The sequence below is a fragment of the Haloprofundus salinisoli genome (assembly GCF_020097815.1).
Classification (GTDB): domain Archaea; phylum Halobacteriota; class Halobacteria; order Halobacteriales; family Haloferacaceae; genus Haloprofundus; species Haloprofundus salinisoli.
The window spans coordinates 1,887,063-1,901,174 of the sequence record NZ_CP083663.1 but is presented as its reverse complement, the minus strand read 5'-3'; the positions used below and the strand labels follow the sequence as shown (position 1 = coordinate 1,901,174).

Genomic DNA, 14,112 nt, shown 5'->3' with positions numbered 1-14,112 from the left:
GCGGTGCGTTGTGCCGCAATGCGGCGGAGGCCAGAGAGCCGGGAGTGAGACTCAGACGAGCGAGAGCCGCGTCGTCCAGAAGTCGCGGAAACCCTCCTCCAGCGCCTCCTCGGGCGACCCGCCCGCGTCGCTCGTCGCCGTCGCGTCCACCGCGTCGCGTAGCTCGCGGACGACTTCGCGGTCGCCGACGAGAATCGTCGTCTCGGCGTCGCTGTCCTCGATTGCCTCGCGGCACTTCTCGACGTGCTCCGCGATCTGGCCGTCGCGGATGCGCTCGAACCGCGCCTGCGAGAACCCGCCCTTCGAGTGTTTCTCCTTCACGTCGCTCTCGAACCCGCGTTCTTCGAGTCGCTGGCGGCCGTCGTACTCGCCGAGCGCGAAGAGATCCGCGCGGGCGACGGCGAACGCGAAGCGACCCGTCGGCCGGAACCACGACTCGTCGACCCGTAACGACTCGCCCCACTCGCAGAACGCTTCGGGGGGACGCGGCGGCGACAGCGCCGCGCTCACGAGGTCGGCATCGTCCGTGTAAATCAGACACGGCGCGGCGCGGCGGACCAGCGCCGCGCGCTCGCCGAAGGCGTCTTCGACGGCCTCGGGCAGCGAATCGCCGTCGACCATCGCGGTGAGCGCGCCCTCCGGTCCGGTTTCGAACGAACCGAGGCGGTCGAGTATCTCGTCGAGGCGAGCGCCGCGGAGCGTCTCGGTCCCGCGGAAGTCGACGTCTTCGTCCCCGTCGTCCTGCAGTCTGTCGACCCGGTCGTCGAGTTCGGCGATGCGGTCTTCGAGGCGGTTGACGCGCTCTTCGGCCTCCTGTCGGGCGGTGACGGCGTCGGCTCTGCGTTCCTCCTCGGCGGCGGCGCGGCGTTCGAGGTGGTGGTTTTCCTCCTCCAGTTCCTCGATACGCCGCTTCAACTCGGCGCGGCCGAGCAGCTCGTCGAGCATACCCCGAGAGGTGGCGGCCGGGGACTTCAACTCCGGGGGTCGGCGGTCGGTCTCAGTGGGCGGCGGTCGGTGCCAGTGGCGGCCGACGCGTCAGTCGTGACGGGGGCGCAGCGGCCGATTCAGGTCCCGGTCGGGGCCTCGTAGCCGGCGTAGCGGAGCAGTTCGGACGCGCGGTCGGCCGTCGCGAGCAACACTTCGCGGGAGTCCGGGAGGTCGTCGGTCGCCATCGACTCGGGGAGCGCGAGCGTCCCCGTCGGCACGTCGTCGTCGCCGAGAACGGGGAAGTGAGCTGTGTCGAGTTTCATTACGAGCGGTGCGTCGAGTCGTTCGACGCCCTCACCGGTGAGGTACAGTTGCTCGTTCATCCGCTCGTGGTCTGCTCGGTGAATCACGGGACGGTCGCAGTCGATCGGTTCGATGTACAGTTCACCGAGGTAGTAGCCGCTGGAGAATCGTTCGAACATCTGTGCATGTGACTGTCTATCACTCTCGTATATAAAAATTCCCACGGGATTTTATATAGACGTGCAACCGTACTGCGGCGATTGTTGAAAAAGCGTGAGAAACTGCGTGGATTCGGGCGTCGGACGCCGATTACCGGTAGATGGCGACCGATTCAAGGACGACGTCTTCGGTCGGCTTGTCGTTGCGGTCCGTCGGGGTGGACCCGATCTCGCGGACGACGTCCATCCCGTCGATGACCTTGCCGAACACCGAGTGGCGGCCGTCGAGGTGCGGTTGGGCGTCGAGCGTGATGAAGAACTGCGACCCGTTCGTGTTCGGCCCGGAGTTCGCCATCGAGAGCACGCCGGGGCCGTCGTGGCCGAGCTCGTCGTGGAACTCGTCGTCGAACTGGTAGCCGGGGCCGCCGCGGCCGGTTCCAGTCGGATCGCCGCCCTGAATCATGAAGCCCTCGATGATTCGGTGAAACAGCACGTCCTGATAGAGCGGTTCTCCGTCTTTCGTCTCGCCCGTTTCGGGGTCGGTCCACTCCTTCTGGCCCGTCGCCAGTCCGACGAAGTTGTCGACGGTGCGCGGGACGCGCTCTTCGAAGAGTTCGACGGTGATGTCGCCGTGGTTGGTTTTGAGTACCGCTGTCGGATTGTCAGGGTTCTCCTGGTCGGCCATATCCGAGTCGTTGGCTTCGGAGGTCAAAAAGCCCGTTGACGTGCGGTCGTCCGTATCGCCCCCGGAGTTTCGGTTTCGACCGGCGCAGCCGGCGAGACCGACAGCGAGCGAGAGACCGACAGCACGGAGGACCGGGCGACGAGCGGGGGAACGTCTCATGAGGACGTGGTGATTGGAAGCGAGGAAAGTCGTTCGGTAAGTCACAACGTCTGCCGGCGGCGAGCGGGCTGTGTCTCACGAGTCGTAGCGACGCTACGTCGTCGACCGTCCTCTCGTCGCCGACGCGAACCAGAGCGTCCCCGCGAGAGCGACCGCCGTCTCCGATTCCGTCACCCGCAGATACATCACCCCTCACGCCGAGTGAAAATCATGCACACCGCAGAGCGAATCACGCTCACGCGACTCCCCTCCGGCGTCCCCGTCGAGACGACGGTTCACACGTACGAGGGCGACGAGGACGGTCCGACGCTGTACGTCCAAGCCGCACAGCACGGCCGCGAAATCAACGGCACCGAAGTGCTGCGGCGCTTCCACGAACGCCTCGACCACGACGAACTCCGCGGCACCGTGGTCGCCGTCCCCGTCGCCGACCCGCTCACGTTCGACCACGTCTCCTACACCACCCCCGAGGTTCTCGACTCCGTGAACCCGAACCTGAACCGCGTCTGGCCCGGCGACGCCGACGGGTCGCTGCACCAGCGCATCGCCGCCCGCCTCTGGGAGTACGCCGGCGACGCAGACGCCATCGTCGACCTGCATACCGGCAGTCCGGACATGCTCACGCACACCGTCTACCTGAAGGGCGACGCGGAGTGCCGGGCGCTCGCCGAGGCGTTCGGCGCGGATCTGCTTCTCGCGGAGGCCGCCGGCGACGACGCCGACACCGAGTGGTCGGAACGCAACTTCGGCGGGAAGTTCCGCGTCGCCGCCACGCGCGAGGGGATTCCGTCTATCACGCCGGAACTCGCGCACAACAAGCAACTGGTCGAACCGGCCATCGAGACGGGCGTCGAGGGCATGTTCGGCGTGCTCGAACATATGGGGATGCTCGACTCCGGCGACGGCGACGGAAAAAAGTGGGACGGCACCGTCGCGCGCAACCACCTCGGCCGCGTGAAAGCCGCCGACTCGGGGCTGTTCCTCGTCGACGACGGCGTCGAACTCGGCCAGTCGATCTCCTCGGGCGACCATCTCGGCCGCGTTTTCGACCCGACGACGTACGAAGTTCTACAAGAGGTCGAAGCCGACCGCGACGGTATCCTTTACTCGGTCGCGCTGGAGTCGACGGTGACGGCCGGACAGACGCTCGTCGGCGTGGCGCTGCTGGACGTAGAGTAGTTCGACGCTCGTTGTTCTCGGCAGAAGACATTTATCGGGTGCAGGGGACCGACGAGTATGCACCGCCGCGCCCTCCTCGCCTCGTCGGCGTCACTGCTCGTCGGCCTCGCCGGCTGTCAGTCCGCTCCGAGCGACGAAGACCCCGCGGAGTCGACGCCGCCGGAAACGTCGACGATGACTCCGGCCGAGACGGAGGCGGAAACGGAAACTCCGGAGCCGACGCTGGTCGGTGACTCGCCGGGTGAATCACACTTTGCCGACGAGTCGTGTCCCGACGACGTCGACGGCTGTTACCACGAGGCGACCGCCGAGACGGCGGTCTACCTCCGACCATCTGCGGAAGAACTCGAAGTAGGCGACGAAGTCGAGTTCTCGCTGGTCAACCGGCTGGACGGGCGAGTCTCCATCAACCCCTTCGCGTGGACGATATGGCGCGAACGCGACGGCGGGTGGGAGAACGCAGACGTCAGAGAGATGGTCGAGGAACCGGCCGACCAGATTCCCTCGGGCGAGTCGTGGACGTGGACGGTCCCGGTCGACACCGAAGGTGGCCGAACGTACGACAGCGACCGGGCGGCCGTCGGCGTCGAGTTCGAGTCGGGGCGGTACTGTCTGGATGCCAGCAGGGCTGTGTGGGGCGTCGACACCGACCGGGTGGCGTTGGGTGCGCTGTTCGAAGTCGTCTGACGTCCCGCGACTCAGAGCCCGCGAATCGTCTCGCAGGTCACGTCAACGCCGATGTCTAACGATTCCTCCTCGATGTCGAAGTACGCGGTGTGGTGACCCGCCGGGTTCGACGCGCCGATGCCGACGTACGACGCCGTCCCGCCGTTTCGCTGCACCTCGCGGATGAGATACGAGGCGTCCTCGCTGCCGCCGAACGGTTTTCGTTCCTTGATTTCGTCGACCGCCGTGACGCTCTCTGCTGCTTCCATCACCGCTTCGACCATCTCCGCGTCGTTCTCGAATGTCGTCGTCTTCCCGTAGAGACTCGTCTCGAACTCGCAGTCGTGCATCGCGGCGGCGTGTTCGACGACGCGCCGCGCCTTGTCGAGCATGTACTCGTTCAGTTCGGCGGTCTCGCCGCGCACCTCGACGCGGAGGCGCGCCTCCTCGCTAATGACGTTCTGGGCGTTCGGCGAGTGGACCTGTCCGACGTTGATTCGGGTCGCGCCGTCGGCGTGGCGCGGGATGGCGTAGAGGTTCTGCACCGCGGTCGCCAGCGCCTGCATGGCGTTCCGTCCCTCGTTCGGCGCGCCGCCGGCGTGGGCGGGTTCGCCGAGGAACGCCACGTCGAGTTTCGCGTTCGACAGCGGGTTGTCGTAGCCGGCGACGACGGTTCCCGTCTCTTCACCGAGTCCGAGGTGGAGCGCGAGCATGTGGTCGACGTCCGAAAAGTGGTCGGCCTCGCTCATCGGCTTGCCGCCGCGGCCGCCCTCCTCGGCGGGTTGGAAGAACAGTTTGAGCGTGCCGTCGAACCCACCCTCGGCGTCCAACTCGCGGGCGATGCCGACGCCGATGGCGGTGTGGCCGTCGTGGCCGCAGGCGTGCATCTCGCCGGGGTGTTTCGAGCCGAACCCCTCGCGGGCGGGCCGGTGGTCGTCGTCGGTCGCCTCCTGTCGTTCGAGCGCGTCCATGTCGACGCGGACGCCGACGGTCGGTCCCGACCCGTCGCCGTACTCCTTGGTGGCGACGAGACCGCTCACGCCGTCGAGTCGGTCGAGGTACGCTTCCGGCGCGCCAAGTTCGCGGGCGCGCGTCTCGGCCGCGGCGAGTTCGTCGTCGGTGGGGAGACCCAGTCGGCCGTCGACGTTCACCGCCTCGGGACCGAGTCGGAGGTCGAAGCCGCGACCGGCGAGTTCCTCGGCGACGAGCGCAGTCGTCCGGAACTCCTTCCACCCGGCTTCGGGGTGGGTGTGCAGGTCGCGTCGAATCTCGGTGAGCGACAGATCACGGATGCTCATGGGCGAGTAGTTTCGGGAGAGCGTATAAACGCCGTCGCTTCCGACGGTCGACGCCGAAAACGAGCGAGAAGAGAAAGAGAGCGACCCAAAAGACGAGAGCGAGAACGAACTCAGAACGCCCGCAGGTCGTCGAGCACCGCTTCGGCGCTGCCGTCGGCGATGGCGTCGCGGGCCATCTCCAGTCCGGTTTCGAGGTCGTCTGCGTCCTCACGGGCGAAGATGCGGAACGCCGCGTTCACCGCGACGGCGTCGGCGAACTCGTCGTCTCGGTCGCCGGCGACGACTTCCTTGGTGATGCGCGCGGAGTCGGCGGCCACATCGTCGACTTCGAGGTCCTCGGCGTCGAAGTCCATCCCGTAGTTCGGCGTCTCGATCTCGTAGTCGTCGAACTCGCCGTCGGTCCACTCGGCGACCTTCGTGTAGCCGGGGCGGATGTCGTCGTAGCCCTCCATCCCCTGGAACATGATGACTCGGCGGAGGTCGTGGTGGTCGCTCGCCTCGAACGTGTCGGTCACCTTCTTCGCGAACGCGAGGTGGTAGAACGAGCCGAGGTGGACGTCGGCGTTGGCGGGGTTCGCCAGCGTCTCGATGGTGTTGACGAACGTCCGGACGCCCATCTGGTCGCGGCGGTCGAACAGGTCGTGGACCGCCGGGTTGAACGCGGGTTGGTAGTAGAAGCCGAAGCCGGTCTCGTCGACCATGTCCGCGGACTCCTGGGGTTGGAGTTCGGTCCGGACGCCGAGTTCGTCGAGGACGTGCTTGTAGGCGTCCTGCTTCTGCGTCGGGACGCGGTCGCCCGAGTGGGTGACGACGGGCGTGCCCGCGGCCGCGGCGACGACGCCGGCGGCGACGCCGAGAACTGCCGTTCTCCCCTTGCCGTCGTAGTTCGCGCCGCAGTCGACGGGGTCGGCGTCGGGTTCGGCGTACTCGACGCGGGCGCACATCTCGTCGGTGTAGGCGGCGAGTTCCTCGGGGTTGTTGCGCTTCCACCGGTTTGCGAGCCAGAACGCCCCGAGCGTCGTCGGGTCGGGTTCGCCCGCGAAGATGCGCTGCATCGCCTCCCGGGCTTGGTCGGAGGTGAGGTCGTCGGCCGACTTGTGGCCGGAGCCACAGACCTCCGTCATCAGCCGTTTCAACGGCCATTCGCCGAACTCCTGTGTTGCGTTCGCCATGTGCGCGGCTTGGGACGGGTGGTGCAAAAACGTCCCGCTCTCGCCCTCGAAGCCGCCGGAGTCGCCGAGAGCCGTCGAAACCAGTCCGGACTCGTGTATTACCAGCCGCCACGTGAACGGGACTGATGTGTGAGGACTCCGAACGGGAGGGCAGATGCCAGACCTCATCCCGCTCTTCCGTCGAAGCCCAGCCCTCGATGCCGCCGTCTCGCTGTACTGGGAGCTGTACAGCGACTCGGAGCGCGGGTGGGAGAGTCGCGCCGAGGCGGCGACGCAGTTCGAGCGCCACGCGGAGTACCCGGGGTACCGGGGCTTTGCAGCCGTCGAAGACCACGAGGTACTCGGCTTCGTCTACGGCTACACCTCCGAACCCGGCCAGTTCTATCACGACCAGCTCGCTACCGCGCTCGGCCCGGAGCGAACCGAGCGGTGGCTCCGAAACTGCTTCGAGTTCGTCGAACTGGCCGTCGCCGGCGACGCCCGCCAGCGCGGACTGGGGACGAACCTCCACGACACCGTCCTCGGCGGGCTCTCGCACGAAACGAGCGTTCTCACGACCGGCGTCGACAACGAACCCGCCCAGCGACTGTACGAGCGGGAGGGGTGGGAGACGGTTCACGACTCCTTCGAGTTGAACGACGACAACCCGATGATCGTGATGGCGCGGGACCTCCAGACTGACGACGCGTCGTCACCGACCGAGACAGCCGAGGTGACGGAAGTCTCGGACGCGACAGGCGGCCACAGACGGTCCGGCGGCGACTGACCAGCGACGACAGTCCCGCAACGGCCGACCGACGGCGTTCCTCGGCCGCTCCGACGATCACCGAGGAAACGGCGTGAACGACACTCCGAAACTGGTAGGTTCGTTCCCTTCTAACTCCGGGCGATGGGTCCCGTAGACGCCGACTGGCGTACCGACCTCGACGCCGTCGACGCCGCGCTCGTCGACGAGTACCAAAGCGAGTTCCCCGTCGTCGAACGACCGTTTCGCGTCGTCGGCGAGGCGCTCGGCATCTCCGAAGGCGACGCGCTCGCGCGGGTCGAACGGCTCCGCGAGCGAGGCATCTTTCGACGGTTCGGCGCGGTGCTCAACCCGCCAGTTATCGGGAGTTCGACGCTCGCGGCGGTGAAAGCGCCCGAGGAGCGGTTCGACGAGGTCGCAGAGGTCATCAACGGCTACCGACAGGTGAACCACAACTACCGCCGCGACCACGAGTGGAACATGTGGTTCGTCGTCACCGCGGGGTCGCGGCAGACGCGCGACCGGATTCTCGCCGAAATCGAGGAGCGAACCGGCCGTGAGGTACTGAACCTCCCGATGCTCACCGACTACTACATCGACCTGGAGTTTCCCGTCGTCAACGACGACCGGTTCGCGCGGGAGACGCTGGTCAAGACGGAGGTGAGCGCGACGCGCATCAGCGAGGAGGCGACGGGCGGGCTCTCCGCGCTGGAAGCGGACCTGCTCCTCGAAATTCAGGACGGCTTCCCGCTGTCGGCGACACCGTACACCGACGTGTCCGACGCCATCGACGCCGACGTCGACGACGTGCTCGCGGCGGTTCGACGACTGCTCGACGACGGCTGTATCAAGCGCATCGGCTGCGTCGTCAACCACGTCGTCACCGGGTTTCGGAACAACTGCATGGTCGTCTGGGACGTCCCCGACGACGAACTCGACGCCCGCGGGGAACGCGTCGGGTCGCTCCCGTACGTGACGCTCTGTTATCACCGCCCGCGCCGTCCCGAACAGGACTGGCCGTACAGCCTCTTCACGATGATTCACGGCCGCGATGCAGACGTCGTCGACGAGAAGATAGACGAACTGGCCGCCGAACACCTGCCGTTCGACCACGAGCGCCTCTACTCGACGGAGACGCTGAAGCAGACCGGCGCGCAGTACGACGAACTGGTCGGCGGCGACCGATGACGGACGCGGACGAGCGGGTGAAACCGGTCGAGAACGAGGCGGAACGCGCGGACGCCTTCGCCGTCCGCGAGGCGGTGTTCGTCGACGAACAGGACGTCCCCGAGGAACTGGAGTGGGACGAGCACGACGACGAGGCGCTGCATTTCGTCGCCTACGACGGCGAGACGGCAGTCGGCGTGGCGCGCCTCCGCCGCGTCGACGATGGAGTCGGCAAACTCGAACGCGTCGCGGTGCTCGAACCGAGACGCGGCGACGAGTGGGGCACGCGACTCGTCGCGGCCGCAGAGCGCGCCGCCCGCGAAGCGGGGTTCGAGGAACTGCGACTGCACGCACAGACCCACGTCGAGACGTTCTACCGCGACCTCGGCTACGAGACGACGAGCGACGTGTTCGAGGAGGCGGGGATTCCGCACGTCGAGATGCGAAAATCGGTGACGTGAGCTCGGCGCGGGACCGACAGACGAAAGTTCGACCTGCCGCTATCTGTTCTCGATGAGCGACGACGGCGTCAAGAAGCCGAGCGAGTTCGGTGGCGAGGGTCCCCCCGTGGCGGAGAAACCGTACAAGATAATCTTCGAGGCGAACAAGTGCTTCGGAGCCGGGCGCTGCGCGGAGGTGGCCGACAACTGGGAGATGGACCTCGCCTCCGGTCTGGCGAAGGCGAAGTCGTACTACATCGGCGAGGACGAACTCGACGAGAACGTTCGGGCCGCCGAGGTCTGCCCAGCGAAGAAAGGCGAGGGCGTCATCCACGTCATCGATCGTCGCACCGACGAGGAGATTGCGCCGAACCCCCACGGCGACGGGACGCTGAGCGTCGACTGGTGAACGTCGGTCGAATGCGCAGACCAGACCTGAACGGCCGAGACGGCCGCGACGGCCGGAGCCCGGTGCGACCGGTCGCTACTCGCCCAACGAGACGGTCCCGTTTTCGGTGACGAACCGCGGGTTCTGCGAGGGCATTGTGTGCGCCTCGAAGCCGGAGACACGGTCGGGGATACGCGGTCTCGGACACCGAAACTGTTTTTGTGGTTAGAGGCGGCTCCTCGCCGTCGGTGCGCGACTGCGTACCGAAACCGACTTGCGGGGGACGCCAGTACGACAGTGTGCGCGAGGGTGGCTGAGCTAGGCCAAAAGCGGCGGGCTTAAGACCCGCTTCCGTAGGGATTCGCGAGTTCAAATCTCGTCCCTCGCATCGATTTTCGCCGCGCCGACTCCGCGAGCGGCGGCTCTCCGAGTCGAGACGGCTCGCCGATTCGCCAACGATCCGACTGACCCCAACTTACACAAGGTTGGCTAATAACATCTAATTAGAGCCATGAGCGACCTCACTTCGAAGATCCCGTCGCGGTTCGACCTGATACTGTTCGTCATGGGTATCGCGCTCTTCGGCGGCGGGGCGCTCGGAGCGCTGACGGTCGTTCCGCTCTCTCTGGCCGGCGGCGCCGGCACGGCCGTCGCGTCGGCGGCGATGTTCGAGGCGCTCGCTCGGAATCCGCCGACGGAGTCGTAACGGTCGAATTCTGCGGTGGTCGCGCAAACTGCCGAAAGCGTAGCGTGAAGTACTGATTGTCCGAGCGCGTGTACGTCTCGAGCGCCGGCTATCGCTCGTCGGTCGTTGTTTCAGCGAAAGGGGTAAACGCCGCACCCGTGAGAAAAGCAAGGGTACAGCGTTTGCCGCCCTGAATTGGTCCCCGCTGACGCTTCGGCCCTCCAAAGCGAAGCGTCACCTGAACACAGACTCCCCGTCTACTTAAGCGTGGCGCAGACGGCAGACGGCGGGGGGCATTACTGGTTGGTCAGTTAGAGAGTCGTCGAGGCGCGGCCGTGTACGCGGTGTCGTTTGCGCTGAGGCCGTAGGGTTTAGTCGTCTCGTGACCCCATCGAGACCGCCGCCTGTGCGGCCCACAGCGAGGCGTACTCGCCGTCGGTGGCGTAGAGTTCACTGTGAGACCCGCGCTCTTCGATCCGGCCGTCGTCGAGCACGAGAATCTCGTCGGCGTTCGTCACCGTCGAGAGGCGGTGGGCGATGACGAGCGTCGTCCGGTCCTCGGTGAGTCGCTCCAGCCCGCGCTGGATGCGGCGTTCGGTCTCGGTGTCGACCGCCGACGTCGCTTCGTCGAGGATGAGAATCGGCGCGTCCGCCAAGGCCGTCCGCGCGATGGAGAGCCGTTGACGTTGACCGCCGGAGAGTTTCACGCCCCGTTCGCCGATTCGCGTGTCGTACCCCTCCGGAAGCTCCTCGATGAACTCGTGAGCCTCCGCAATTTTCGCGGCCTCGACCATCTCCTCCTCTGTCGCGTCGAACGCCCCGTACCGGAGGTTCTCGGCGACGGTGCCGTCGAAGAGGAACGTCTCCTGGCCGACGTAGCCGACCGCGCCGCGCAACTCCGAGAGCGAGGCGTCGCGCACGTCGACGCCGTCGACGCGAACGGAGCCGTCGTCGACATCGTACAGCCGGGGAAGCAGTTTCAGAATCGTCGATTTCCCGGCCCCCGTCGGCCCCACGAGCGCCAGCGTCTCACCCGGTTCGACGGCGAAGCTCACGTCCGAGAGCACCTGTTCGTCGTCGCTGTACGAAAACGAGACCGAGTCGTACTCGACGCGGCCCGAGACGTCGTCGAGCGAAACGGGGTCGTCCGGGTCGTCGATGCTCGCGGGCATGTCGCGGAGCGCGTAGATCCGCCGCGTCGACGCGAGCGCGTTCTCGTACCACTCGACGATGCGGCCCGATTCGCTGACGGGGGCGACCAACTCCCGAGCGAGCGTGACGAACGTGACGAACGTCCCGACCTGCAGCGCACCGGTCAAAAGCGGCGGCGTGCCGACGATTAGCCAGTAGCCGCCGACGGCGAACGTCGTCAGAAACGTCATCCCGCCGATGAACTGCATCCCCGGCTGGTAGATGCCCGAGAGTTTGATGACCGTCATGATCTGGTCGAAGTACTCCTGAGAGGCGCCGCGGACGCGTTCGGCCTCGTAGCGCTCGGTCGCCGTCGTCTTGATGAGGTCGATGCCCGAGAGGTTGTTCTCCAACCGCGTGTTGAGGCCGCCGATGCTCGACCGGACGGCGGCGTAGACGGGTTCGACGCGAGTCATGAACCAGTAGGTGAAGCCCGCGAGCAGCGGGACGAACACGAGCGTGACGACGGCGAGTTGCCAGTTGAGGTAGAACAGCACGGCCGCGATTCCGACGACCATCACGACGAGGCGGATAGTGCTCTCCAGCGCGTTGTCGAAGAACACCTCCAGGTTGTTCACGTCGTTGTTCAGCACCGACATTATCTCGCCGGTCTGTTTGTCGTCGAAGAAAGCCATGTCGAGCGATTGCATCCGCTCGTAGGTGTCGATACGGAGGAAATGTTCGATGCGGTGCGCGAACAGGTTCAGCGTCACCGTCCGCCCCCACGAGGCCACCGCGGCGACGACGAACGAAGCGGCGATGAGCGTTATCGAGAGCGTCAGTTGCTCAGGTACGGTCGAGGGAAGCCACGCGTCGGGGACGAGCGGGAGACTGTACGCGCCGGGACCGCTCTCGACGGCGTTCAGCGTGACGCCGAGGAGGAGGGGCGGGACGAGGTTCGCCGCGCGGGAGAGGAAACTCGTCAGGACGCCGAGGGTCAGCCACCGCAACTCCGGTCTGCCGTACTCGTCGAACACCCGCTGTATCGGGCGTTTGACCTGGTCAGCGAGAGCCTGAAATGACGTGTTTGCGTCGGTCACTACTCGCTACGGGTCACGCAGACGACAAAATCCCATCGCAACCGGCGCGGGAGGTTGGGTTTCCTGCTACCGGTTCGCCGGGTGGTCGTCTCGAAGCCGACTTTGCCCCGCACCCAGCACGTTCTCGCGGAGCGTCTCACCCTCGTACGCCTCGCGGAGCAGGCCGCGTTCGCGGAGGACGGGCACGACGAGGTCCACGAAGTCGTTCAGCGTGCCGGGGCGCGAAATCTCCTTGATATTGAAGCCGTGAACGCCGACCTCTTCGAACCAGTACTGCAGTTCGTCGGCGACCCGTTCGGGCGTGCCGACGACGACCGGCGACGTCGAACCGAGTCCGGAGAACTCCGCGACCTCGCGGACGGTCCACTCGCGGTCGGGGTCGTTCTTCGTGAACGCGTTCATCGCGCCCTGAATAGCGTCCGTCTCGATGTGTTCGACCTTCTGGTCGGGGTCGAGTTGCGAGAGGTCCATGTCCAAAAAGCCCGAGAGCATCGTCAGCGTCCCCTCGGTGCTGACGTGCTCGCGGAAGCTCTCGTGTTTCTCGCGGGCCAAACTCTCGGTCTCGCCGACGATGGGGACGATGCCGGGGAAGAAGCGCAGCGAATCGGGGTCGCGGCCGCGGTCGGCGGCGCGTCCGCGCATGTCCTCGATGTAGCTCCGGGTGCCGGCCTCGGTGGGTTGGCTGACGAACACCGCCTCGGCGTTGTCGGCGGCGAAGTCGCGGCCGCGGTCCGACGAGCCGGCCTGGTACAGCACGGGCGTCCGCTGCGGCGACGGTTCGCAGCTGTGCGGGCCGGGCACCGAGAAAAAGTCGCCCTCGAAGTCGATGGCGTGGACCTTCTCGGGGTCGGCGTACATGCCGCGCTCGCGGTCCTGTATCACGGCGTCGTCGTCCCAACTCTCCTCCCAGAGCGCGTAGCACACCCGCATGAACTCGTCGGCGCGGTCGTAGCGCGTCTGGCGGTCCATCCGCTCGTCGAGGCCGAGGTTCTCGGCGGCGCTTTCGAGGTAGGAGGTGACGATGTTGAACGCGATGCGGCCGTCGGTGAGGTGGTCGAGCGTCGACAGTTCCCGGGCGAGTTGGTACGGATGCGTGTACGTCGTCGACCGGGTGACGGCGAACCCGAGATGGTCGGTGACTTCGGCCATCGCGGGGACGAGCGCCTGCGGGTCGTTCGCCGGCGTCTGAATGGCGTTTCGAATCGCGGAATCCCGGTCGCCGCCGTAGACGTCGTAGATGCCGCGTACGTCGGCGAAGAAGACGGCGTCGAAGCCGCCGCGTTCGGCGGTTCGGGCGACCTCGGTCCAGTAGTCGCGGTCGGTGTAGCGGTGCGACTGGTCACCCGGGTAGGTCCACCGACCGGGGGAGACGTGCTCCACCGAGTTCATCGTAAAGAGGTTGAGATGCATCCGCTCGGTCATTGGCGGAGAGCAAGGGAGGGAGGTAGTAATAGGTGGGCGATACCGGCGGCTCACGTGGGGTAGCGGCGACGAAGGGCGAAAACCGACTACGACTCGTACTGCCGAACCGCGGCCGCGAACTGCGGGTGGAGGTACGGGTTGCCGTCGTCGTCGCGCTGGACGAGCGTGCCGCCGTGGACATGCTCTTCGAGCGTGTCGGCGCGTTTGGAGACGGTGCGTTCGGTGTAGCCGGTCGCTTCGGCGAGTTCGTCTTCGGTGAGCGGGCCGTCCGCCTCGGCGAGCGCGACGAGAATTTCCCACTCGGATTGCTTCAGGCGGTCGTTGAGCAGTTCGACGAGCTGGTCGACGCTGTTTCGAGCCTCAGTCTCGGCCATACATCGAACAAACAGCATACTGAGTTGAAATGGCTTGCGTGTTGCCGCCGAAAAATCGCGCGAACGCGCGCACGTGACAGTTCTATCACTTCCTCGCCGCGCGCCTGCGGCGC

The 14,112-nt window shown here is 66.3% G+C and carries 15 protein-coding genes and 1 tRNA gene; 8 read left to right on the top strand and 8 right to left on the bottom strand.

Annotated elements, in window-relative coordinates; genetic code table 11:
* Nucleotides 1-51 precede the first annotated feature (51 nt).
* The 3 genes from LAQ73_RS10060 to LAQ73_RS10050 form a co-directional block, all read right to left on the bottom strand.
* Entirely contained in the window at nt 52-945 is an 894-nt protein-coding gene (locus LAQ73_RS10060; RefSeq protein WP_224268157.1) for a Vms1/Ankzf1 family peptidyl-tRNA hydrolase, read from the bottom strand.
* Nucleotides 946-1,064: 119 nt separating this feature from the next.
* Complete coding sequence (locus tag LAQ73_RS10055) at nt 1,065-1,409, bottom strand: DUF5802 family protein (protein ID WP_224268156.1); 345 nt, start codon at nt 1,407-1,409, stop codon at nt 1,065-1,067.
* A 130-nt stretch (nt 1,410-1,539) separates the two neighbouring features.
* Nucleotides 1,540-2,073: a peptidylprolyl isomerase gene (locus LAQ73_RS10050; RefSeq protein ID WP_224268155.1), complete on the bottom strand. Its 534-nt coding sequence runs from the start codon at nt 2,071-2,073 to the stop codon at nt 1,540-1,542.
* A gap of 369 nt (nt 2,074-2,442) precedes the next feature.
* Here LAQ73_RS10050 and LAQ73_RS10045 point away from each other — a divergent pair, with 369 nt between their 5' ends.
* The gene (locus tag LAQ73_RS10045) at nt 2,443-3,411 is read left to right on the top strand and encodes a succinylglutamate desuccinylase/aspartoacylase family protein (RefSeq protein ID WP_224268154.1); all 969 of its coding nucleotides are present in this window, start codon (nt 2,443-2,445) and stop codon (nt 3,409-3,411) included.
* Nucleotides 3,412-3,468: 57 nt separating this feature from the next.
* Entirely contained in the window at nt 3,469-4,098 is a 630-nt protein-coding gene (locus LAQ73_RS10040) for a hypothetical protein (protein WP_224268153.1), read from the top strand.
* 11 nt (nt 4,099-4,109) lie between these two features.
* Here the strand turns inward: LAQ73_RS10040 and LAQ73_RS10035 are convergent, their stop codons facing one another.
* Together LAQ73_RS10035 and LAQ73_RS10030 are read right to left on the bottom strand one after the other, a co-directional pair.
* Nucleotides 4,110-5,375: an amidohydrolase gene (locus LAQ73_RS10035; protein WP_224268152.1), complete on the bottom strand. Its 1,266-nt coding sequence runs from the start codon at nt 5,373-5,375 to the stop codon at nt 4,110-4,112.
* 110 nt (nt 5,376-5,485) lie between these two features.
* A complete protein-coding gene (locus tag LAQ73_RS10030) occupies nt 5,486-6,547 on the bottom strand; it encodes an anthranilate phosphoribosyltransferase (RefSeq protein ID WP_224268151.1) in 1,062 nt (353 codons plus the stop codon).
* A gap of 154 nt (nt 6,548-6,701) precedes the next feature.
* Between LAQ73_RS10030 and LAQ73_RS10025 the strand changes: the two genes are divergently transcribed.
* The 6 genes from LAQ73_RS10025 to LAQ73_RS10000 all read left to right on the top strand — a co-directional run bounded on the left by LAQ73_RS10025 (nt 6,702) and on the right by LAQ73_RS10000 (nt 9,993).
* Complete coding sequence (locus LAQ73_RS10025; RefSeq protein WP_224268150.1) at nt 6,702-7,313, top strand: GNAT family N-acetyltransferase; 612 nt, start codon at nt 6,702-6,704, stop codon at nt 7,311-7,313.
* A 123-nt stretch (nt 7,314-7,436) separates the two neighbouring features.
* A complete protein-coding gene (ahbB, locus tag LAQ73_RS10020) occupies nt 7,437-8,480 on the top strand; it encodes a siroheme decarboxylase subunit beta (protein WP_224268149.1) in 1,044 nt (347 codons plus the stop codon).
* Nucleotides 8,477-8,920, top strand: a complete 444-nt coding sequence (locus LAQ73_RS10015) for a GNAT family N-acetyltransferase (RefSeq protein ID WP_224268148.1) — start codon at nt 8,477-8,479, stop codon at nt 8,918-8,920. The genes ahbB and LAQ73_RS10015 overlap by 4 nt, the downstream gene beginning before the upstream one ends.
* A gap of 52 nt (nt 8,921-8,972) precedes the next feature.
* On the top strand, nt 8,973-9,308 hold the full coding sequence (locus LAQ73_RS10010; RefSeq protein WP_224268147.1) for a ferredoxin: 336 nt from the start codon (nt 8,973-8,975) through the stop codon (nt 9,306-9,308).
* Nucleotides 9,309-9,590: 282 nt separating this feature from the next.
* Nucleotides 9,591-9,675: transfer RNA gene (locus LAQ73_RS10005), tRNA-Leu, on the top strand.
* A 123-nt stretch (nt 9,676-9,798) separates the two neighbouring features.
* Nucleotides 9,799-9,993, top strand: coding sequence for a DUF8015 family protein (locus LAQ73_RS10000; protein ID WP_224268146.1), 195 nt, complete (start codon nt 9,799-9,801; stop codon nt 9,991-9,993).
* Nucleotides 9,994-10,343: 350 nt separating this feature from the next.
* Here LAQ73_RS10000 and LAQ73_RS09995 read toward each other — a convergent pair whose 3' ends face one another.
* The 3 genes from LAQ73_RS09995 to LAQ73_RS09985 form a co-directional block, all read right to left on the bottom strand.
* Nucleotides 10,344-12,203: an ABC transporter ATP-binding protein gene (locus tag LAQ73_RS09995; RefSeq protein ID WP_224268145.1), complete on the bottom strand. Its 1,860-nt coding sequence runs from the start codon at nt 12,201-12,203 to the stop codon at nt 10,344-10,346.
* Nucleotides 12,204-12,269: 66 nt separating this feature from the next.
* Nucleotides 12,270-13,625, bottom strand: a complete 1,356-nt coding sequence (locus LAQ73_RS09990) for an LLM class flavin-dependent oxidoreductase (RefSeq protein WP_224268144.1) — start codon at nt 13,623-13,625, stop codon at nt 12,270-12,272.
* A gap of 86 nt (nt 13,626-13,711) precedes the next feature.
* Entirely contained in the window at nt 13,712-13,999 is a 288-nt protein-coding gene (locus tag LAQ73_RS09985; RefSeq protein ID WP_224268143.1) for a winged helix-turn-helix transcriptional regulator, read from the bottom strand.
* Nucleotides 14,000-14,112 lie beyond the last annotated feature (113 nt).